Source organism: Corynebacterium sp. TAE3-ERU30 (assembly GCF_019209925.1).
Taxonomy (GTDB): Bacteria; Actinomycetota; Actinomycetes; order Mycobacteriales; family Mycobacteriaceae; genus Corynebacterium; species Corynebacterium megadyptis.
This window is the reverse complement of record NZ_JAHUTO010000002.1, coordinates 372,851-394,076: the sequence shown is the minus strand read 5'-3', so window position 1 is coordinate 394,076 and position 21,226 is coordinate 372,851. Positions and strand designations below refer to the sequence as shown.

The window sequence follows — 21,226 nt, the reverse complement described above, 5'->3', positions numbered from 1 at the left end:
GGTAGAGTCAGGTGATATGCCTACACCTGACTATATTCTCAGTCTTCGTGAAAAAATCGGCCACGAGCCGCTGCTTCTTCCAGGGGTGACCGCGATCGTGTTACGCGAGTCCACCACCGGCAACTTTCTCAATGCTCCCGAAGTATTGCTCGTCCGCCGGGCAGACAATGACATGTGGACGCCGGTCACCGGCATTGCCGATGCGGGAGAAGAACCCACCAACACCGCCGTGCGCGAGGTGAAAGAGGAGGCCTGCCTTGATACCCGCGTCGCCGCTCTTCTTGGGTGCGGGGCAGTGGGGCCGGTGACCTACCCCAATGGGGATGTTGCCTCCTATATCGATATCGCCTTCCGCCTCGAGGTGGTGGGCGAAGACGAGCCGGCCGTGGGCGATGACGAATCCAGTGCGGTGGGCTGGTTCAGCATCGCCCAGCTGCCCTCCTCCGTGGCGCCGCGCTTCCGGCTGCTCATCGCCGACGCCGTCGCGCAACGACGCCGCCCGCAGGGCTTCCAGCCGCGCATGGGCTATCACAAGCGGGACAAGCCGGCCTTCTAGCGGTGGGGGAGGCCGCGCTCGCCGGCCCTTCTGGGGGAGGGGTCGGCGATGGCCGTAATAGACATAAAGGGTTCGGTTTTGGGGGAGGATGCTGGGGGTAACTGGGCGCAAAATGACAGGACATATATGCCCGCTTACCGATTAGTAGCTTTGTTTCCTGTGGGGTGGTGATCATTTTCAAATTCGCGGGGGTATAACTCATTACCATTCCGTAGCTTATGCGCATAGACATGGGATGAATTCTCTAAAACGCCAGCTAAAAGTCGGTTACTATTCCGTAGTTTTGGCGGCCCTTATTTTGAAAAAACAGGCCCCGAAAGGGGGTAGTGACGACACCGTAGGTTAGCGGTGCAATGTGCTACAAGTCACAACCAACTATGCATAGCTCGCTGCATATATGTCTTTTACCTGCGGTTATGCCCCTTTGTGTGGGACTTGCTTTGTCCTACTAATAAAAAGCACCCTTTTGGGGTGGGGTAGGCGCTGTTACTCTGGACTTTGACATTAGGGCTCAGTGCTCTAAGTGATGAGAGTGTTAGAACTTTCCTAACTCCCGCACTGCGTCCTCACATCAACCCATTGTTGGCCTCCACCGATGCGCCGAAGCTCACCCATTGGTGAGTGCAACACGAGGCGTCGACGGGCCGGAAAGGTCGTGACTTTCACATGGCTTCCACATCGAAGCAGGCACTCAACCCCGAGTACTACGAGGAATCTTGGGAGAAGTTCGGTTCAGAGAAATTTGATGTCGTCATCATCGGCGGTGGCTCGGTGGGCGCAGGTGCTGCCCTCGATGCCGCCACCCGTGGTCTCAAGGTCGCGGTGATCGAGACCCGCGACTTTGCCTCCGGCACCTCCTCTCGTTCCTCCAAGATGTTCCACGGCGGTTTGCGTTACCTGGCGATGCTGGACTTCCGCCTCGTGGCAGAATCCCTTCGCGAACGCGAGCTGAATATGTCCACCCTGGCTCCGCACCAGGTCAAGCCGCTGAAGTTCCTCTTCCCGCTGACCAACCGCGTGTGGGAGCGGGTCATGATGTTCGGCGGATTCACGCTCTACGACCTCATGGGTGGCGCCAAGACCGTCCCCATGCAGAAGCACTACACCCGCAAGGGCGCCCTCAAGGTGGTCCCGGCGCTGAAGGAAGATGCTGTGGTCGGCGGTATCCGCTACTACGACACGCTTGTCGACGACGCCCGCCACACCATGACGGTGCTGCGCACCGCCGCCGAGTACGGCGCCACCATCCGCACCTCCACCCAGGTGGTCGGTTTTGAAAAGAAGCACGGCCGTGTCGTCGGCGCTACCCTGCGCGATACTGACACTGGCCGTGAGACCACCGTGCATGGCTCGGTATTCATCAACGCCACCGGCGTGTGGAATGACGACATCCACAAGATGGCCGGCGTGGAGGGTAAGTTCTCCGTGCACGCATCCAAGGGCGTGCACATTGTGGTGCCGAAGGACAAGATCGAATCCGACGCCGCACTCTGCTTCGTCACCGAGAAGTCGGTGCTCTTCGTGATTCCGTGGGGCGAGTACTGGATCGTCGGCACCACCGATACCGAGTACACCGAGGGTCGCCCGGACCCGGCGCCCACCAAGGAAGATATCGACTACATCTTGGGCGAGCTCAACGAGCGGGTGCGCACCCCGATCACCCACGGCGATATCGTGGGCGTCTACTCCGGTCTGCGCCCGCTGGTGGCCGGCTCTTCCGATACCACCACCAAGCTCTCCCGCAACCACGCTGTTGCCCGCGACCTGCCGGGTCTGATTTCCGTGGCCGGCGGTAAGTACACCACCTACCGCGTGATCGGTAAGGATGCCGTGGATCTCGCGATCGGCGACATTCCGAAGCAGGTTCCGGAGTCCATCACCGATCAGACCCCGATCTTGGGCGCCGATGGCTACCATGCGCTCGCCAACCAGGTGGACGCGCTGGCCGCCCGCTACGAGCTGCCGGCTGCGACCATCGAGCACCTGCTCGGCCGCTATGGCTCGCTCTATGAAGAGGTGCTGGCCCCCGCCGCCGAGGATAAGGACCTGCTCACGCCCATCGAGGGTGCGGAGGGCTATATCTGGGCAGAGGTGCTCTACGCCGTCACCCACGAGGGTGCGCTGCACCTGGAGGACGTGCTCAACCGCCGCCTGCGCGTGGCTATGGAGTACGACGATCGCGGCACCGTCGCGGCCGAGGCCGTTGCCACCTTCATCGCCCCGCACCTGGGCTGGGATGACGCAACTGTGGAGGCAGAGCTGGAGAGCTTCCGTGGCCGCGTCGAAGCCGAGCTCAACGCCGAAAAGGCTCTCACCGATGCCGCTGCCACCGACTACATGATCAAGGCCGGCGATCCCCGAACCAACATCGACGAAAGCGTAGATATCTAATGATCACAGCAACCCAAGCGCTGGGCTGGGAATTCCTCGGCACCACACTGCTCCTGCTCCTCGGTAATGGAGTGTGCGCCGTTAATACGCTGCGCACCTCCGGCGCCCGGAACACTGGCTGGCTTCTCATTGCCCTCGGTTGGGGTATGGCCGTGTTTATCGGTGCCTCCGTGGCGAATGTCTCCGGAGGCCACCTGAACCCGGCCGTCACTGTGATGCTTGCGCTCAATGGTGCCACCCCGTGGGAGCTCGTTCCTTATTACATCGTCGGTCAGATGCTCGGCGGTCTCTTCGGAGCAGTCCTCTGCTACCTCACCTTCAAGCAGCTTTTCGACGCCAACTCGCTGGACGACAACGGCGAGAACACCGATGCGAACAGCGTGACCGGTGGCATCTTCTTCACCGGCCCCGCCCATCCGAAGAACGGCTGGAACGCATTCACCGAGTTCATGGCCACCTTCGTGCTCCTGGCCTTCATCGCCTGGGGTCCCACCGGTGGCGAGCTCGGCCCGATGACCTACTTCGCCGTGGCCTTCGTGGTGGTCTCCATCGGTATGTCCCTTGGTACCCCCACCGGTTATGCCATCAACCCGGCCCGTGACCTTGGTCCTCGTATCGCCTACGCCTTCCTCCTGCCCATCAAGGGCAAGGCCGACGCGAACTGGGGCTACGCCTGGGTGCCTGTTGTCGCCCCGATGATTGCAGCCGTCGTCGTTGGCCTCATGGCCACCGTCATGTAATCCACCTTCCCCCATCACCCCCCACCATTGGAGAACATTATGTCCACCAAATACATTGCCGCGATTGATCAAGGTACGACCTCGACTCGCTGCATCATTTTCGATCACGACGCCAACCAGATCTCTGTCGGCCAGTACGAGCACAAGCAGTACTTCCCGCAGAAGGGCTGGGTGGAGCACGACCCCAAGGAGATTTGGGATAACACCCGCCGCGCCGTCGGCCGCGCCCTGGCCAACCAGGACATCTCCGCCCAGGACGTGCTGGCCGTCGGTATCACCAACCAGCGCGAGACCACCGTTGTCTGGGACAAGAACACCGGTGAGCCCATCTATAACGCCATCGTCTGGCAGGACACCCGCACCACCGAGATCTGCCGCAAGCTGATCGGTGAGGGCACTGCCGATAAGTGGCAGAAGCGCACCGGCCTGCTCATCAACTCCTATCCGGCCGGCCCGAAGGTGAAGTGGATTCTCGACAACGTCGAGGGTGCCCGCGAGCGTGCCGAGAAGGGCGAGCTGCTCTTCGGCACCATCGACACCTGGCTGCTGTGGAACATGACCGGCGGCGCCGAGGGCGACGATGGGGCAGAGGCGCTGCACGCCACCGACGTCACCAACGCGTCCCGTACCCTGCTCATGGATCTGGAAACCCTGGAGTGGGATGAGGAGTTGTGCGAGGCCATGGGTATTCCGATGGCCATGCTTCCCGAGATCCGTCCCTCCGTGGGCGACTTCCGCTCCATCCGTGCCCGCGGCTCGCTCTCCGGGGTGCCGATCAAGGCCATCCTGGGCGATCAGCAGGCTGCCATGTTCGGCCAGGGCTGCTTCCGCGCCGGCGATGCCAAGAACACCTATGGCACTGGCCTGTTCCTGCTGCTCAACACCGGCACTAAGCCGCAGCTGAGCGAAAACGGCCTGCTCACCACCGTCTGCTACCAGCTCGAGGGGGAAAAGCCCGTCTACGCGTTGGAGGGTTCGGTATCCATGGGCGGCTCCCTGGTGCAGTGGCTGCGGGACAACCTGCAGCTGATCCCCAACTCGCCCTCCGTGGAGAATCTCGCCCGCGAGGCTAAGGACAATGGCGGCGTGTACATCGTGCCCGCCTTCTCGGGACTTTTCGCCCCGCGCTGGCGCTCCGATGCCCGCGGCGTGATCGTCGGCCTGACCCGCTTCACCAACCGTAAGCACATCGCCCGCGCCGTGCTGGAGGCTACTGCCTACCAGACCCGCGAGGTGGCTGACGCCATGGTGGCCGACTCCGGAGTGGAGATCACCAACCTGCGCGTCGACGGCGGCATGACCATGAACGAGCTGCTCATGCAGTTCCAGTCCGACATTCTGGGCACCAAGGTGGTGCGCCCGAAGAACGTGGAAACCACCGCTACCGGCGCGGCTTACGCTGCCGGCCTGGGTGTCGGCTTCTGGGAAGACCTGGCCGCATTGAAGGACCAGTCCTCTGAGGCGAAGACATGGAGCCCCTCCATGCCGCAAGAAGAGGTTGATCGTCTCTACAGCGATTGGAACCGCGCTGTGGAGCGCTCCTATAACTGGGAGGTCCCCGAGGAGGATTAATCTCCGCACGGGACAGTGTGTGAGGGAATAGATACAAGCCCCGTTCACGGTGTGCATTCGCACTCATAGCCACCGTGGGCGGGGCTTGTCCCTGTCCGTGTCCGCTCGGCACGCTACGATACTCAACTATGCGTCCCCTCAGAATCTCCCTCGCTGCCCTAGCCACCACCGCGCTCATCGTGCCGCTCGCCGCCTGCGGCTCGGATGCCGATAATTCTGCCGCGGAGTCCCCTGCGGCCGAGGCGTCCAGCACCGCCAGCGAGGAGGCTCCCGCCGCGGCGGATGCGCCCGCAGACACCGCCGGCACATGCGCCCCGATTGAGGGGCCGAGCGCGGAGGTTACTGTCGGCGATACCGGCTATACCGTGGCGATGCCCCTGCCCGAGGGCTGGGAACGCCACCCCGAGGCCGAGGCCGATTCCATTCTGCTGTCCATGAGCTCCGGCTCGGTCACCGCCAGCATTGTGGGCGGCACCGTCGAGGTTGGCCCAGAGGAGGCCTTCCAGCAATACACCGACACCCTGAATATGCTCTCCCAGGATGGTGACCTCCAGGTCACGGACGCCCCCGAGGTATGCGGCTATCCTGCGAAGAACATGACCTATAACACCGCCATGCTGGATGTGCAGGTCGTGCAGGAGGCGAAGATGATCGTGGTGCCGCTCGGGGAGCGCTCGATTAGCCTCGTGGCCACCGTGATCGATGAATCCGGCGAGCCGGTACAACCGGAGCTACGGGATCAGCTGCTGGAGAATATCTACATCAACGCCCCCGCCTAAGCGGGGATTACTCCGGCGAGGTGGCGTCGATAAGCGTGGCGGCAGCCGCGAGAACCTCAGGTGTCACATCCCGCTTCGCCGTGCAGCAGAATCCGGAGTTGATTTCGTTGTAGTACAGGCCATCGCCCAGCAGCAGCACGGCGATGGCCACGGTTTCATTGGGGCAGTAGCGCCGCAGCTCGGCGAGGAAGCGTTCCTGCACCATCGACAGCGCGTTCTCCACGGTGCCGCTGTGGCTGGCGCCGATCTTCGTGACGGCCATGAGCGTGCGGCCGAAGTGGTCATCGGTGACGGCGGAGGTGCGCAGGTAGTAGTTCACCGCGCCCTCCTCGGCGCTGCGCATCGTCTCAATATCGTCGCTGGTGCGGCGCTTCAGCCTGTCGATGAGACCGTCTGCGAGCGCCTGCTTGCTGGGGAAGTGGTAGAGCAGCCCGCCCTTGGAACAGCCGGCGGTCTGCGCGATGGCCTTGATCGTGGCGGCTTGATCATCGCGTTCAATGAGCAGCGTTTCATAGGCGTCGAGGACAGCTTCGCGTGCGGACATGCCGTCATACTAGCGCAGTAAGGTGCTCTTTACCAGCAAAACTGTACCGGCTGGACGGTTTAGTCTGGGTCTGTTAGATTGTGTAGCGCTATGACTCCAGAACAGAGAGATAGGTGGAAGGCGCTGGCGGTTCTCATGCTGCCAGTGCTGCTCGTCTCCATCGATAACACGGTCCTCAGCTTCGCCCTGCCAAATATTTCCGAGCAGCTGACGCCTACCGGCACCCAGCTGCTGTGGTTGGTGGATATCTACCCGCTGGTATTGGCTGGACTGCTCATTCCCATGGGCAGTATCGGCGATCGCGTCGGTCGGCGCCTGATGCTGTTGATCGGCTGCTCCGGCTTCGCAGTGATCTCCGTGGTCGCCGCCCTCGCCCCGAGCGCCGCCCTCTTGGTGGCGGCCCGCGCGGGCATGGGGCTATTCGGCGCGATGATCATGCCGGCCACGCTCTCTTTGATTCGTAATATCTTTAGTGATCCCACGGAGCGTCGCCTCGCCATTGCGATTTGGGCCGCGGGATTCTCCGGCGGCGCCGCCATCGGCCCCGTGGTGGGTGGCGTGCTGCTCGAGCACTTCTATTGGGGCTCTGTCTTCTTGATGGCCATCCCAGTGCTGGTGCCGCTGATCGTGCTGGGGCCGCTGTGGATTCCGGAATCCCGCAACCCGCATCCCGGGGCGCTGGATCTTCTCTCTATTGTGCTGGCCTTTTTCACCATGGGCCCGATCGTGCTGGCGATCAAGAGCATCGGCGCCTCCGGCTTCAGCTGGCAGCCGATCCTCTTCGCCGCCCTCGGCCTGCTCTGCGGGGTGCTCTTTGTGCGCCGGCAGTTGGGTAGCTCCAATCCGATGCTGGACATGCGGCTATTTGGGCTGGGTCAATTCACCGGCGCCGTGCTGGCCAACCTCTTTGCCATTCTGTCGCTGGTGGGGCTGCTGTACTTTATCTCCCAGCACTTCCAGCTGGTCAGCGGGCATAGCCCCATGGTGGCTGGGCTCTTGCTCGTGCCGGGAATGATCGCCACGATCATCGCCGGTTTGCTGGTGGTGAGGGCTGCTATGCGTATCGACGCGCACCTACTGGTGACCTTCGGGCTGCTGATGAATGCAGCCGGCTATCTCATGGTGCTGTTCTCTGGCCGCTCCCACTCCGACTTAGGTCTTGTGCTCGCCTTCATGGTGATCGGCATTGGCGTGGGCGTGGCGGAGACCATTTCTAATGACCTCATCCTCTCCGCTGTGCCCCCGGAGAAGTCCGGGGCGGCGTCTGCGATCTCGGAAACCGCCTATGAGGTGGGGGCCGTGCTCGGTACTGCGGTGCTCGGCTCGGTGGTTAATGCCGTCTATCGCAGCAATGTAGATGTGCCCGACGCGATCTCCGGTGCTGCCGCGGCCACCGCCCGCGATACCCTCGGCGGTGCTATTGCCACCGCGGAGTCCATCGGCGGTGAGGCGGGGGAGGCGCTCGCCGCCTCGGCGCGGGCCGCCTTCGATTCCGGTGTGGTGGTGACTTCCGCGATCGCCGTGGTGCTCATGGGCGCCACCGCGACCATGGCATTTTTCACCCTGCGCCCACAGCGTTAAGCACACAGTGCGGCAGCGTGGTTCATGACCACCAGCCACACCGCCGCATAGTGCAGCCCGGCGGCCACCACAGTGGTGGCGTGAAAATACTCGTGATAGCCGATATAGCGGGCAGTACGGCCCGGACGCTTGAGCCCATAGATAACAGCCCCCGCAGAATAGATCACGCCACCGGCGGCAAGGAGCCACACCACAGTCCATCCCGTGCCCGCAAGAAGTTGCGGGAGGATCGGCACCACGAGCCAGCCCAAGACGAGATATACCGCTACATCCAGCCAGCGGGGATGGTTGATCCACAACATATTCAGCGCCACCGCGGCGGCGGCGCCGCCCCATGCGGCCACGAGCATCCACTCAGCGAGAGGGGAGTCGACGCTCAATAGCAGCATGGGGGTGTAGGTGGCGGCGATAAAGACGGCGATGGTGGAATGATCGGCACGACGCCACCACATCACGGTGCTGGGGCGGCGCCACGGCCCCAGATGGTAGGTTGCCGAAACGCTAAACAAGGCCACCATGCCCGCCCCATAAATCATCACGCCGCTCGCCTGGGCTGGGGTGAGCATGATCCAGCTATAGGTAGCCAACACACTGGCGGCAATGATTCCCAGCACGGTGGCCACGGCGTGTACCCAGCCGCGCCCCCGCGGTCGCTCGCCGCGATAAGCACGAGTGCTGTGGACCGTTATTGTGGAGGGTTCCACGGGGATGCCTTTCTCTTATGTGGTGTGCCGAAGGCCGTAATAGATCGTGTATGCCTAGCCATTCTTCCTACCCGCCGCGGTGGGTGGACGTTCACAGCTTAAGCTCGGGTGAATTCACCGGCAAGGCGAGCTAGATCACGAATAAAGTTCGAGGATAGGCGGGGTATCGCCCCACTAGGGGGTAATCTATTGACACTCTTCTCCACATCGTTTTAGCCTAAGCTCAGCTTGGTTCAATCAACTGAACCCTGTCTCGAGCCGCGTCCAAAAAGATAAATTTTTTGAATGGCGGCCCGATGTAAACCGTAACTGTGCACAAAAGGAAAGGGCTCTCATGAAGCTTTCCCGCTCCATCCTCGCAATCGCCGCCGCCGGTTCCCTGGCGCTCGCTGGCTGCTCCAGCGAGGAAGCCAAGGACACTGTTTCTTCGGCAACCGAATCTGCTACCTCCGCCGCTTCCGAGGCTAGCGAGACCGCCTCCGAGGCCGCTTCCGAGGCCACCGAGGCCACCAAGGCCACCCTCGCTGACTGGGATGGCACCTACCGCAGCCTCGGTAGCTACATCGATGACCCCGAGATGGAGGAAGGCTTCACCAAGGCTGCTGAAGAGCACGGCGAGAGCATCGACGAGCTCAAGAAGGAGCTGCAGGAGTCCTACGGTGTGCCCTACGCCGGTCTGGTTGTCGATGGCGACTCCATGACCTTCGTCAAGACCGCGGACGAGCTGGAGAACCCCTCCGAGGAGCCCGTTGAGTACGAGTTCGTTGAGTCCGTAGAGAAGAGCCACAACGGCAAGGACTTCACCTGGTACGTCTTCGAGGCCAAGGGTGACACCGAGAACAAGTACGTTCTGCTCATGCCGAAGCACGGCGAGGAGACCCTCGAGCACTTCCACGCTCGTTTCGGCGATGACAAGGATGCCCTCCTCGAGGCCGAGAACTTCCCGACCTTCCTGAACCCGGACAGCGCCACCCAGGCCCAGATCCAGGAAGAACTTCTGGAGCACGCTCACTAAAAATTGATGGAGGTTGTGCCGCATAGGCACGCACTGAAGTGATGAAAAAAATCCTTCTGCTCCTCAGTTTGCTCGTCGCTCTCGCTGGTTGCGCGGTTTCACCTAGCGCAACGAACGGCGGGGGCGATGAGTCGTCTTCAGGCCCTTCAGGCGATGCTCCGCTGATTTATGCGTCGTTTTATCCGATCTACAGCCTCGTGTCCGATATTGCCGGCGAGCACGCCGAGGTACGTAGCTTCTTGCCCGAAGGCCAAGACCCGCATCTCTGGGAGCCCACACCGAAAAATATCAAGGCCCTCTCTGAAGCCGACATGCTCGTAGTCAACGGCGCCAATATGGAGCCGTGGTTACCGCAAATTCGCGACATTCTACCCAACCTGCCGGTATTGCAGCTTTCTGACTACGTGGACCTCATTAACTACAAGGGAGCAGCCGCTCTCGGCGAGTTCCAGTACATGGGGCACGGCACCATCGATAGTTCGACGAACTACACGATGCTCTTTGGCCATACCCACGAGCGCTCGCTGCGTGGCGCCTTCTTCCCCTTCGAGGAAGGGCTGAGCGAGCAGGACTACATCGACAAGGGCCGCGAGGTGATGAACGATAAGGGCGCACAGCTCCAGCAGCGAGCCGCCACCGACGTCATCCCTGGCCAGGTGTATGACATTCAGATGGGACACCAATCTGGCGAAGTGACCTTCAAATTCCCCGACTCGGGGGAGTGGGTGTTCGTCTCTGATCGCGTGTCCGAGTCCCTGCTGGAGTACAGCTTCGTGGACGGCGACGGCAATGAACTGGAGCTGAGCAATGTGGTCGACGGCGGTTCCTCCGAAACGGATACCGTGAGCTTCGATCCGCACTCCTGGCTGTCGGTGGTCAACGCCAAGCGCTACGCGAATGCCATCAACGTGGAACTGGGCAAGCTGATCCCCGATCACGAAAAAGAGATCGAGAAGAACAAGTCCAACCTGGTGCGTGAACTCACCACCATGGAGGCACAGTTCAAGGAGAAGCTGCTCGACGCCCCGCGCCGCGATTTCGTGACCGCCCACAATGCTTTCGCGTACCTCGCACGTGACTATCAGCTCACCCAGCATCCGCTGCAGGGGCTGACGACGAACTCGGCTCCGAGCCTGCGCGTGCTCACCGATTCCATTCGCTTCGCCCGTGCGCAAGACATCGACGTTGTGTATTACGAAGACGGCACCGATCCCAAGACCGCAAATGTGGTGGCCGAAGAAGTCGATGGTCGGGCGCTGCCGCTGAACTCCATGGAGTACGGCGGAGGCGACAAAGGCTACACGGGATATATGCGCATGAACCTAGAAAACCTCTACGAATCATTGGGGGAAAAGCAGTGAGCACCGCAGTTATCGAAACCAAGGACCTGCACTTTTCTTTCGGCCGTTTTCCCGTCCTCAAAGGGGTGAACTTCACCCTCAATAACGGCGAGGCTGTGTGTCTCACCGGCGAGAACGGCTGCGGCAAGTCCACCGCCCTGAAGATCTTCATCGGTGCCTATAAGCCCACCCAGGGCACCTCGACGTTGTTCGGATCGCCCTCGTCGAAGGGGGATCAGCTGCACCGCGTCGGGTATGTGCCGCAGGCCACCACCACCGAGAAGATCTCCTTTCCCATCACCTCCCGCGAGTTGGTAGCCCAAGGCCTGACTCGGGAAATGGGCATGTTCACCTTCGCTCGGAAGAAGCAACGGGACAAGGCCGAGGAGATTCTCCGCTCCATGGGGCTGGAGAAGATCGTCGATGTACCTTTCTCGGAGCTGTCCGGTGGTTTGCAGCAGCGGGTGCTTATCTCCCGCGCGCTGATTACCAAACCCGATCTACTCATCCTGGATGAGCCGATCTCCGGTGTCGATGCCGGCTCTCGTGTCGAGTTCCTCACTCTCATTGAGCAGCTGCGTAAGGAGCATGGCCTCACCGTGCTCATGGTTACGCACGATCTCGACGAAATCCGCCGCCATGTCACCATTGATCGCATCCAGCGCATCGAGGAAGGACAGTTGATCGATGCTTGAGCTTTTCTTCGAATTCGAGTTCGTCCGCCGCACCCTGCTGGTGGGCCTGCTGCTCTCGATATCCATTCCCCTGATCGGCATCGTGATGGTGGCACGTCGCACCGCGATGATGGGCGATGCGCTCTCCCACACCTCGCTTGCCGGCGTGGCCCTCGGCCTGATCGCGGGCTTCAGCCCCGTCGTCGGCGCCATTGTGGTGGCCGTAATCGGCGCCTTCGGCATCGAGCTGATGCGTAAGAAGTTCCCGCAGTACGGCGACATGGCCACGGCCGTGACCCTCAGTGCCGGTCTTGGTGTGGCCGTGATCCTTGCCGACTTGGCGCCGAGTGGCCGTAGCTTCGAGTCCTATCTCTTCGGCTCGATTACCGCCGTCACCCAATTCGACGTGTGGGCCACCTCCATCGTGTTTGTGCTCGTGGTCGCCGCCAGCGTGGTGTTCTACGGCAGCCTGCAAGATATGGTGGTCGATCCTTTGCTGGCTCGTATCTCCGGCACCAAGGTGCAGTTGGTGAACACCGTGTTCACCGCGCTCGCCGCAGTCACTGTGGCATTGGCTGCCAAGGTGATCGGTGCGCTGCTCGTGGTCTCTCTCATGGTGCTGCCAGTGGCCACCGCACTCATCGTGGCCCGCAGCTACAAGCAGGCCTATCTGCTCTCGATCGTGCTGGGCATCATCTACACCATGCTCGGCATGACCCTCAGCTACACCTTCGATCTGCGCCCCGGTGGTGCGATCGTCGTCACCGCTGTGGTCGGCCTCCTGATCTTTGTTGGCTACCGCGCCATCGTGAAGCCGGATCGTAAGCAGTCGGCACTCAGCGATACCTCCGCAGTGCTCAGCCGCTCCGCCTAAACGGCGGCCGCTGGGTACAGCCACCACACGGGCCTTCGTCGGCCTGCAGGGAAGAGAACTTTTCCCGCCGCAGCCACGACGAGGGCCCGTGTTTGTGTATCGTCCGGCGCCTGACGCGCGCGGTCACTTGCGGGCAATCGTAAACGGATCGTTATCTATATAGAGACTGGCGTCGATATATCTCAGGTAGCCTTGGGTGCTGTTCACCACTGTCGCAGTAGCGAAGGATATCTATTTATGAAGAAACTACCGACGACCCTCATCGCCCTCGGCGCCGCCAGCGCAGTGGCCCTGGCCGGCTGTTCTAGCGACGAGGTCTCCGATAGCGTGTCCGATGCCACCAGCGCCGCCTCCGAGGCGGCCACCGAGGCCACCGATGCGGTCTCCGATAAGGCCGATGAGGCTGCCGCCGCCCTGCAGGATTGGGATGGCTCCTACCGTAGCCTCGGCAGCTATATCAACGATCCCGAGATGGCCGCCGACTTCGCCAAGGCCGCGATCGAGCATTCCGAGAACTGGGATGATCTGAAGAACACGATCCTCGAGACCTATGGCGACGGTAAAGAGGGGCTGGTGATCGATGGCGATCAGATGACCTTCGTGGGCAGTTATAAGGACCTGGACAACCCCACCGACGCCCCGAGCGCGTATGAGTTCCTCGAGACCGTGGATCGTAAGGTCGGCGATGATGACGACTTCACGTGGTACGTATTCACGGCCACGGATGACTCCGCCCCGTATCCCTTCTTGCTGCTTGGCGAGAAGGAAGAGGAGGATGACACCACCTTCTTCCACGCCCGCTTCGGCGAGGACAAGGACGCGCTGCTGGACTCCCAGCAGCTGCCCACCTTCGTCGATCCCGCCACCGCCGATCAGGCCAGCATCGAGGAACTGCTCTTCGATCACGATCATGCCGAGCATGACCACGATGGCCATGACCACGACGATCACGACCACGACGACTAAGCCGAAAAGCGCCGTAGCCGACCGCCTTCTTTCGCTCTCTGCGGGAAGGCGGTCGTCGTCTGTCTGGACGGTGATGGTGGCGCGGGTGGGCGTCGATAAGCATAAAAAACACCGCCCGCAACGGATGATGCGGACGGTGGAGCTACGCGCAGCGTTTAGCAGTCGTAGTAGAGCTCGTACTCCAGCGGGGTCGGGCCCATGCGAGACGGGGTGATCTCGGTGTCCCACTTGTACTTGACGTAGGTGTCGATGAGATCCTCGGTGAACACGTCGCCTTCGGTGAGGAAGTCGGCGTCCTTCTCAAGCGCGGCCAAGGACTCCTCCAGGGAGGTCGGCGCGGTCGGGATGGACGCGGCCTCCTCCGGCGGCAGCTCGTAGAGGTCCTTATCCACGGGCGCATGCGGCTCGATGCGGTTCTTCACACCGTCCAAGCCGGCGAGCATCATCGCGGAGAACGCGAAGTAGGGGTTCGCCGAAGGATCCGGGGCGCGGAACTCGATGCGCTTGGCCTTCGGGTTCGAGCCGGTGATCGGGATGCGCACGGCGGCGGAGCGGTTACGCTGCGAGTACACGAGGTTGATCGGGGCCTCGAAGCCCTTCACCAGGCGGTGGTAGGAGTTGAGCGTCGGGTTCGAGAACGCCAGCACAGCGCCAGCGTGCTCGAGGATGCCGCCGATGAAGTAGCGGGCGGTATCGGAGAGGCCAGCGTAGCCGGACTCGTCGTGGAAGAGCGGCTCGCCGTCCTTCCACAGCGACAGGTGCGCGTGCATGCCGCTACCGGCGGAGTTCGCCAGCGGCTTCGGCATGAAGGTGGCGGTCTTGCCCCACTTGATGGCGGTGTTTTTCACCACGTACTTGAAGCTCTGCAGCAGATCGGCGCTCTGGAGCAGGGTGTCGAAGCGGTAGTTGATCTCCTGCTGACCATTGCCCACCTCGTGGTGGAAGCGCTCCACATCGAAGCCGATGCGCAGCAGGTTCTTGGCCATGGCGTCACGCAGATCCATGGTCTGGTCATAGGGGGCAGTGGGGAAGTAGCCGCCCTGGTGGCGGTTCTTATAGCCCAGGTTGGGGCTGCCGTCGATCTGTGTTGCGGCGTCGCGGTTCCACCAGCCCTCGCCGGAGTCCACCTCGTAGAAGCTGCGCTGCACATCGGAGGCGTAGCGCACCTTGTCGAAGAGATAGAACTCGGCCTCGGCGCCGACGAAGCAGGTATCGGCGATGCCGGTCGAGGCTAGATACTCCTCCGCCTTGCGGGCCACATTGCGCGGGTCGCGGGTGAAGGGCTCGCGGGTGAAGGGATCGTGCACGAAGAAGCGAACGTTGAGGGTCTTCGCAGCGCGGAAGGGATCGATATAGGCGGTCGACAGATCCGGCAGAAGGTTCATGTCGGACTGGTCGATCGTGGTGAATCCGCGAATCGACGAGCCATCGAACGCCAGTCCCTCCTCCATTGCGTCCTCATTGAGCATGGACGCTGGGATAGTGAGGTGATGTTCCGTGCCGGGAACATCGGTAAAGCGCACGTCTACAAACTCAACGTTTTCGTCCTGAATAAATTTGACTACGTCGCTCGGGGTTTCAAACTCCACGGGTATTAGCTCCTTGGGGCTATTTTATTGGGTTGAGATCTCCTCCCCAGTGTAGGTGCTACATCACTGCCGTGGGGCCGCTATGGCGTGTGAGTTATACGCGCTTATCGACGCAGCCCTCCAGCTTAGGAACACCGTCAGGTATGAGGAGAACGGCGCGGGCTATATTGCGATATGGCGCGTGCCGCTGGAACCCCATAGTACCCGAATATCTATAGCTCGAACGAAAAGGGGGTGGGTGGGCCGCCCAGCCGCCATAGCGGGGCTGAGGCCCCGCGGCCGTGGGGTTGATGAGAAAAAGGATAATGCGAATAGTTTCATTTCTCTCGTGTCCCCGATTACATTGGGATCATGGCAGAAAAGAGGCGTAGCTGGCTTGACGGTCCCGCAATTCCTAGTTCGGCCGAGAACGCCGATCGACCCGCCAAGTGGGCTGGTGAAAAGCTCGGGTTCCCAGAGACGGGGCCCGGCGCTTTGGCATCGGTGATGCGGCGGTCCGTCGGTGTCCTGGTGGACTGGACCCTGTGTTGGGGTACCGCCATCATCATTGATCAGTTCTCTGATTTCTTCACCGGTACCGCCACGCTGACCTATCTGTGCTACTTCATCCTGGGCACGATCAGCGTGGCGCTGCTCGCCCGTACTCCCGGCCAGGCTTTGCTGGGAATTGGTGTGGCCCGCATTGATGAGGAAACCACGGTGGGGCTGTGGAGGGCCGCCGCCCGCACGGCTCTCACCCTGCTGATCTTCCCCGCCGCAATGGTGGATGAGGACGGCCGCGGCATCCACGACCGTGTCACCAAAACCGCAGTAATCTTCGGCTAAAAGAACACCACAGGCCCCTGGTTATTAACCAGGGGCCTGAACTATGAGGTGCCTCGCGGCGCTCGCTAGAGCAGCATGAACACCAAGACCTGAGCCAGGACGATCTTCGCCACCATGGAAACGGGATAGACCGTGGTGTAGCCGATTGCGGGCAGTTCATTCTTGGTTTGGTCAGAGACGTAGCTGAGCACGGCAGGGTGGGTTTGTACGCCGGCGAGAATACCGGCGACCTGACCAAAAGGAATCTTCATCCAGAAGTAGCCGGCGAGAATCGTGATCGTAGAGACCAGAACGGTGATGATGAAACCCACGCCGATGATGGTCAATGAGGCAGGGTCGCTGAGCGCAGTTTTAAAGCCTGCCCCCGCCGTGGTACCAATTCCCGCGAGAAAGAGCGTGATACCGGTGGTGCGGAGGACGTTATTCGCGCTATAGGAAATCTGCCAGACCACCGGCCCGGTGCGGCCAATCGCGCCCAAGATCAGCGCGACGAGGAGCGGGCCACCCGCGCTGCCCAGTTTGAGCTCAGAACCACCGGGCAGCGGGAAGGGGATAAGTCCAACGAGCAGTCCCAAGGCCAAGCCCGCCAGCAGCGGCAGCATGTCGGCATTGGATACCCGCGCATAGGAGTCGCCGAAAATACGGTTCGCCCGGCGCAGCGTCTGCGGATCCGCCACCACGCGGACGCGGTCGCCGAGCTGCAGCATCATATCGGGAGTGGCCACCATGTCGGCGTCGCCGCGGCGAACACGGGTCACCAGCATGCCCTGGAGCTTCGGTTCCAGCTTCGACAGCGGCACCCCCACGACGTCCTTCGAGGAGACGAAGATACGGCGAAAGTCCAGATCTTCATCGTGCGAGGGGCCGCCTTCGAGCGGTTTTCCGAGGCGTTCGACGGCACGCTCGACTTCGGTTGGCTCGCCGACGAGTGTGAGGATATCGCCGGGGCGCACCCGATCGCCATACTCCGCCAGCCCTTCCCGATGCCCGTGCTGGACGCGGGAGATGATGACGCGCAGCTGCCATAGCAGCGGAATATTGTCCACCGCCGGAACATCATTCGCGATCACTAGGACGCGCTGTGAGACCAGCTCGTGGGGCGCCACGCCGGCATCAATGGCTTCCTGCTCATGATCGATCTTGAGCACTTTCGCCAAGATGGCGATCACCATGATCACGCCGAGCACACCCAGCGGATAGGCGAGGGAGTAGGCCACCACGGGCAGATCGAGGTGCTCCGGTTGTGAGATTTCGGCCAGTGAATCCACAACGGCGGCCAGCGCCGGGGTGTTGGTGACCGCGCCGGTAAACATGCCGGCACCGGTAGACACCCCCAAGCCGGTGAGGGTGATCAATCCCCAGGATATGGCCGTGACCAGAGATAGCACCGCGAGGATAAACGCGTTGTGCTTGAGCCCCCGGGTACGTAAAGAGGCGAAGAATGTCGGCCCTGCCTCGAGCCCGATGGTATAGACGAATAATGCCAATCCCAGCAGGTACACCACCTCGGGAAGCTTGACGCCCGGTTCAACGGTGGCGAAGCCCAGTCCGACAAAGAGTACAGCGGCCACCCCGAGGCGAAATCCCCCGATGTTGATCCTGCCGATAATCAGCCCCACCGCCATGATGACAGTGAGCGCGAGCAGGTGGTTCTCAGCAAAGATACTCACCCATCCATCATTGCACGTCGACGCTCTAAAACATAGAACGTCCACCGGTGCCATGCAGGGCTGGGGGAGGGCAGAGAAAAACCTCCGCGCCCGAGGGGCAGCGGAGGTAAGAGGCAGTGCTCGTGGCTGATTTTTAGGCGCGGCCTACTTGGAGCGACGCTGGGCGGCGCGGCGGGCGCGGCGGTTCATACCGGCCATGGATGCGCCCTTGGGCACAGGTCCCTTCGGCATACCAGCGGCCTGAAGCGGGTCGCGGTCCATCGCTTCGAAACGAGCAGAAAGGGCGCCCAGTTCCTTCTTCTTATAGTTGCGGGGCAGCTTCATCATTTCTTTTTGCAGGTTGCGCACCCGCACCTGGTCCTCGCCCTCACCGGCGAAGATCTCATAGATCGGGGTCTGCCCGGCGATACGCACGAGGCGGCGCTTGTAATTCGCCATGAGCGGGCGGACCCGCTTGATGTCGCCCTCGCCAACGAGCACCACACCGGCGGGGCCGATGACGCGGTGCACGGCATCCATGTGGTGGTTGGTGGCCACCGCAGTGCGGGTATGCCACTCCACGCCGGGGCCGCTCCGCAGGTTCTCGAGCGCCCAGCCGGCGGCGCCGGCCTGGCCCTCGGCGCGATCGTACACAGTGTTCTCCACGCGTTTGGTGAAGATGTACATCGCCAGCGCGAAGCCCAGCACCAAGCCCAGCGGCAGCAGGAACCACTGGCCACCAAAGAGCGAACCGATGAGGAAGAAGACAAGGCCGAGGCCGATGATGGCGAGAAGCATGAGCGGAACGAGCTTTTTGTCGTTCTTCGCCTGCATCTTAAAGGCCTGCCAGACCTGCGCCCGGCTCTGCTTGCGCTGCTGTTTCTTCAGCGCCTTTTCTTCCTTGGCAGCCTGCTTTGCCGCTAGTTTCCGTTGTTTCTTATTCGTATCAGCCATGTGTTTTAGGATAGGCGATCAGCGTGCTCACGCCCGCATTGCCTCCTCCTGTGTCACCCTTTCCTCACGTGTGTCTTGTAGGGCCGCCCTAGCGGCGGGCAGAGGTTACCGGAGTGTCCTTGGACGCGCCATAGCGCTGAATGAGGCTGGAGGCCTCTTGGGCGGTAGTGCCGGTATCCTCGCCCAGGTGCGCGAGGTTCTCCGGCAGGGCCTCGCCGCGCTCGGCCATCGCCCGCGCATAGAGGCGCCCAGCGCGGTAGGAAGAGCGTACCAGCGGCCCAGACATCACGGCCTTAAACCCGATCTCCTTCGCAGCCTTGGAATGCGCCACGAACTCCTCGGGCTTCACCCAGCGGTCAATGGGGTGGAACAGCGGGCCGGGGCGAAGATACTGCGTAATGGTGAGGATCTCACAGCCGGCATCATGCAAATCCTGCATGGCCTCGCGCACTTCCTCCACCGTTTCGCCCATGCCAAGGATGAAGTTGGACTTGGTCACGAGACCATAATCACGAGCCTGGCGGATGACATCCAAAGAACGTTCATAGCGGAAGGCGGGACGGATCTTCTTAAAGATGCGCGGCACCGTTTCCACATTGTGCGCGAAGACCTCCGGCTCGGACTCGAAGACCTGCTGCAGCGCGTCTGGGTTGCCGCGGAAATCATCGACCAATAGTTCCACACCCGTGTTGGGGTTGAGCTTATGGATCTGACGGCAGGTTTCGGCATAAATCCACGATGCCCCATCGGGAAGATCATCGCGGGCCACGCCAGTAATCGTGGAGTAATTCAGCTGCATCTCCTGCACGGACTCAGCAACACGACGAGGCTCATCGCGATCGACCTCGGTGGGCCGGCCCGTGGCAATCTGGCAGAAATCGCAGCGCCGGGTGCACTGATCGCCGCCAACCAAGAAGGTGGCCTCGCGGTCCTCCCAACACTCGTGAATATTGGGACAGCCGGCCTCTTGGCACACCGTGTGCAGAGAGGCGCCGGACACGCGGTTTTTCATGTCCTTATACTCCGGGCCAGTTTTGACCTGGGTGCGGATCCAGCGCGGCTTATTCTCGATCGGAGTCTCGGCGTTCCGCGCCTCGATGCGTAGTAGCTTCTTTTCGCTCACTTTGTCCTCAAATTACGGGCCCCACCGTGGGCGAGGCGTGTGTTTTATAGCGATAGTTTCCGGATGGCAGCTGGGGAGCAGGGGTCCTCGGCGGAGCCAAAGCTGTGATCGGCCACCTCCAGCCGGCCTGCAAAAGCCTCAACCAGCCAGTGGTAACACGGCTTGATCACATCCTCCACCCGCACATCGGTGTCCAGCTCCCGTGACAGGGTAGTGACCCCAGCGTCACTAATGCCACAAGGAACGATGTGATCGTAATAGTCCAAGGTGTTATCACAGTTCAGCGCAAAACCATGCATAGTTATTCCCCGCGTAATGCGAATACCCAATGCCGCGACCTTGCGATCTGGGCCGCGCTCATCGGCGGGCACCCACACCCCCGAGCGGCCATCAATCCGCCCAGCCGTGCTCAGCCCCAGCGAGCGCACCAACTGAATGAGCGCCTCCTCGACGCGGCGAACATAGTCCACCACATCCACCGGATCCCGCAATTTGATGATGGGATAGCCCACCAGCTGGCCCGGGCCATGCCAGGTGATTCGCCCGCCGCGATCCACATCAATACAGGGCACGCCGTTGGTCGGGCGATCTGATTCCTGCGTGCGCTTACCCGCCGTATAGGTAGAGGGGTGCTCGAGCATGAGCACCCGGTCAGCGATCTCGTCGCGGGCGCGCGCCGCCGCCAAATCCGCCTGCTCGTGCCACATCTCCACATAGTCGCGGGTGCCTAGCCGATGCAGCTCAATAGGGGTATCGAGATGCCTGATTGCTTGGCTTGCGGGGGTAAAAGGCTCGCGCGGTGCAGTCATAATGACTCAAGGGTACACGCGCCCTGTGGCGTGCACCTCACTCGCCTTGCTGCCGTGGGCGGCAGCTGGTTGTGGGGCAGAGGCGGGCGTCGATAAGCAGGAAAAGGCCGCTCCACACAATAAGCGTGAAGCGGCTGATAGACGAGTTAGGCGTTCTGTGCCTCGTACTCGGCGGCATCCATGAGCTCGCCGACCTCCTGCACCTCGACCTCGAAGAGATAACCGCCCGCGAAGGGCTCGTCATTGATCAGGCCCGGGTTGTCCTCGAGCTCCTCGTTGACGGCGGTGACGGTGCCGGTGACCGGGGCGTAGATATCCGAGACGGACTTGGTGGATTCGACTTCACCGCAGATCTCGCCGGCCTCCACGGAATCGCCCACAGCGGGCAGATCCACGAAGACGATCTCGCCGAGACGATCCGCGGCGATGGACGTCAGACCAACTTTGACGGTGGTGCCGGCGGCGTCATCCGCGGCGCGATCGATCCACTCGTGATCCTCGGAGTAGGAGAAAGTGGAGGGCAGCTGGGACATGGGTGAGT

General features: G+C 61.7%; 20 protein-coding genes. 12 read left to right on the top strand and 8 right to left on the bottom strand.

Annotated features, from left to right (window positions below; translation table 11 throughout):
* The first annotated feature begins 16 nt into the window (after positions 1 to 16).
* The 5 genes from KR227_RS04730 (at position 17) to KR227_RS04710 (ending at position 6,038) form a co-directional block, all read left to right on the top strand.
* Positions 17 to 556 (top strand): NUDIX domain-containing protein, encoded by a 540-nt coding sequence (locus KR227_RS04730; protein WP_218364032.1) that lies wholly within the window; start codon positions 17 to 19, stop codon positions 554 to 556.
* 666 nt (positions 557 to 1,222) lie between these two features.
* Positions 1,223 to 2,947 carry a glycerol-3-phosphate dehydrogenase/oxidase gene (locus KR227_RS04725; RefSeq protein ID WP_218364030.1) on the top strand — a complete coding sequence of 575 codons (1,725 nt, stop codon included), beginning with the start codon at positions 1,223 to 1,225 and terminating at the stop codon, positions 2,945 to 2,947.
* A complete protein-coding gene (locus KR227_RS04720; protein ID WP_151529214.1) occupies positions 2,947 to 3,687 on the top strand; it encodes an MIP/aquaporin family protein in 741 nt (246 codons plus the stop codon). The genes KR227_RS04725 and KR227_RS04720 overlap by 1 nt, the downstream gene beginning before the upstream one ends.
* A 39-nt stretch (positions 3,688 to 3,726) precedes the next feature.
* Complete coding sequence (gene glpK / locus KR227_RS04715; protein ID WP_218364028.1) at positions 3,727 to 5,259, top strand: glycerol kinase GlpK; 1,533 nt, start codon at positions 3,727 to 3,729, stop codon at positions 5,257 to 5,259.
* A gap of 128 nt (positions 5,260 to 5,387) precedes the next feature.
* Positions 5,388 to 6,038: a hypothetical protein gene (locus KR227_RS04710; RefSeq protein ID WP_218364026.1), complete on the top strand. Its 651-nt coding sequence runs from the start codon at positions 5,388 to 5,390 to the stop codon at positions 6,036 to 6,038.
* 7 nt (positions 6,039 to 6,045) lie between these two features.
* Here the strand turns inward: KR227_RS04710 and KR227_RS04705 are convergent, their stop codons facing one another.
* The gene (locus KR227_RS04705) at positions 6,046 to 6,582 is read right to left on the bottom strand and encodes a TetR/AcrR family transcriptional regulator (protein WP_218364025.1); all 537 of its coding nucleotides are present in this window, start codon (positions 6,580 to 6,582) and stop codon (positions 6,046 to 6,048) included.
* Between the two features lie 90 nt (positions 6,583 to 6,672).
* Here KR227_RS04705 and KR227_RS04700 point away from each other — a divergent pair, with 90 nt between their 5' ends.
* Positions 6,673 to 8,163, top strand: a complete 1,491-nt coding sequence (locus KR227_RS04700) for an MFS transporter (RefSeq protein ID WP_218364023.1) — start codon at positions 6,673 to 6,675, stop codon at positions 8,161 to 8,163.
* Here the strand turns inward: KR227_RS04700 and KR227_RS04695 are convergent.
* Entirely contained in the window at positions 8,160 to 8,867 is a 708-nt protein-coding gene (locus KR227_RS04695; protein WP_370625166.1) for a hemolysin III family protein, read from the bottom strand. The two genes, KR227_RS04700 and KR227_RS04695, sit on opposite strands and share 4 nt — an antisense overlap.
* A 334-nt stretch (positions 8,868 to 9,201) precedes the next feature.
* Here KR227_RS04695 and KR227_RS04690 point away from each other — a divergent pair, with 334 nt between their 5' ends.
* The 5 genes from KR227_RS04690 to KR227_RS04670 all read left to right on the top strand — a co-directional run bounded on the left by KR227_RS04690 (position 9,202) and on the right by KR227_RS04670 (position 13,736).
* Complete coding sequence (locus KR227_RS04690; RefSeq protein WP_218364021.1) at positions 9,202 to 9,882, top strand: ZinT/AdcA family metal-binding protein; 681 nt, start codon at positions 9,202 to 9,204, stop codon at positions 9,880 to 9,882.
* A gap of 41 nt (positions 9,883 to 9,923) precedes the next feature.
* Positions 9,924 to 11,243, top strand: a complete 1,320-nt coding sequence (locus KR227_RS04685) for a metal ABC transporter solute-binding protein, Zn/Mn family (RefSeq protein WP_218364019.1) — start codon at positions 9,924 to 9,926, stop codon at positions 11,241 to 11,243.
* Positions 11,240 to 11,917 carry a metal ABC transporter ATP-binding protein gene (locus KR227_RS04680; protein ID WP_218364017.1) on the top strand — a complete coding sequence of 226 codons (678 nt, stop codon included), beginning with the start codon at positions 11,240 to 11,242 and terminating at the stop codon, positions 11,915 to 11,917. The genes KR227_RS04685 and KR227_RS04680 overlap by 4 nt, the downstream gene beginning before the upstream one ends.
* Positions 11,910 to 12,770, top strand: a complete 861-nt coding sequence (locus tag KR227_RS04675; protein ID WP_151529223.1) for a metal ABC transporter permease — start codon at positions 11,910 to 11,912, stop codon at positions 12,768 to 12,770. The genes KR227_RS04680 and KR227_RS04675 overlap by 8 nt, the downstream gene beginning before the upstream one ends.
* 237 nt (positions 12,771 to 13,007) lie before the next feature.
* Entirely contained in the window at positions 13,008 to 13,736 is a 729-nt protein-coding gene (locus KR227_RS04670) for a ZinT/AdcA family metal-binding protein (RefSeq protein ID WP_218364015.1), read from the top strand.
* A gap of 155 nt (positions 13,737 to 13,891) precedes the next feature.
* Here the strand turns inward: KR227_RS04670 and glnA are convergent, their stop codons facing one another.
* Entirely contained in the window at positions 13,892 to 15,325 is a 1,434-nt protein-coding gene (gene glnA, locus KR227_RS04665) for a type I glutamate--ammonia ligase (protein WP_218364013.1), read from the bottom strand.
* Positions 15,326 to 15,676: 351 nt separating this feature from the next.
* Here glnA and KR227_RS04660 point away from each other — a divergent pair, with 351 nt between their 5' ends.
* Positions 15,677 to 16,150, top strand: a complete 474-nt coding sequence (locus tag KR227_RS04660) for an RDD family protein (RefSeq protein ID WP_151529226.1) — start codon at positions 15,677 to 15,679, stop codon at positions 16,148 to 16,150.
* 65 nt (positions 16,151 to 16,215) lie between these two features.
* On the opposite strand, the gene KR227_RS04655 is transcribed toward KR227_RS04660, so the two are convergent.
* The 5 genes from KR227_RS04655 to gcvH all read right to left on the bottom strand — a co-directional run bounded on the left by KR227_RS04655 (position 16,216) and on the right by gcvH (position 21,218).
* Complete coding sequence (locus KR227_RS04655; protein ID WP_218364012.1) at positions 16,216 to 17,820, bottom strand: aspartate:alanine exchanger family transporter; 1,605 nt, start codon at positions 17,818 to 17,820, stop codon at positions 16,216 to 16,218.
* Positions 17,821 to 17,964: 144 nt separating this feature from the next.
* On the bottom strand, positions 17,965 to 18,753 hold the full coding sequence (locus KR227_RS04650) for a DUF4191 domain-containing protein (protein WP_151529228.1): 789 nt from the start codon (positions 18,751 to 18,753) through the stop codon (positions 17,965 to 17,967).
* Between the two features lie 88 nt (positions 18,754 to 18,841).
* On the bottom strand, positions 18,842 to 19,876 hold the full coding sequence (lipA, locus tag KR227_RS04645) for a lipoyl synthase (protein WP_151529229.1): 1,035 nt from the start codon (positions 19,874 to 19,876) through the stop codon (positions 18,842 to 18,844).
* A gap of 44 nt (positions 19,877 to 19,920) precedes the next feature.
* Positions 19,921 to 20,685, bottom strand: a complete 765-nt coding sequence (lipB, locus tag KR227_RS04640) for a lipoyl(octanoyl) transferase LipB (protein ID WP_218364011.1) — start codon at positions 20,683 to 20,685, stop codon at positions 19,921 to 19,923.
* Positions 20,686 to 20,831: 146 nt separating this feature from the next.
* A complete protein-coding gene (gcvH, locus tag KR227_RS04635) occupies positions 20,832 to 21,218 on the bottom strand; it encodes a glycine cleavage system protein GcvH (protein ID WP_218364010.1) in 387 nt (128 codons plus the stop codon).
* Positions 21,219 to 21,226: the final 8 nt, after the last annotated feature.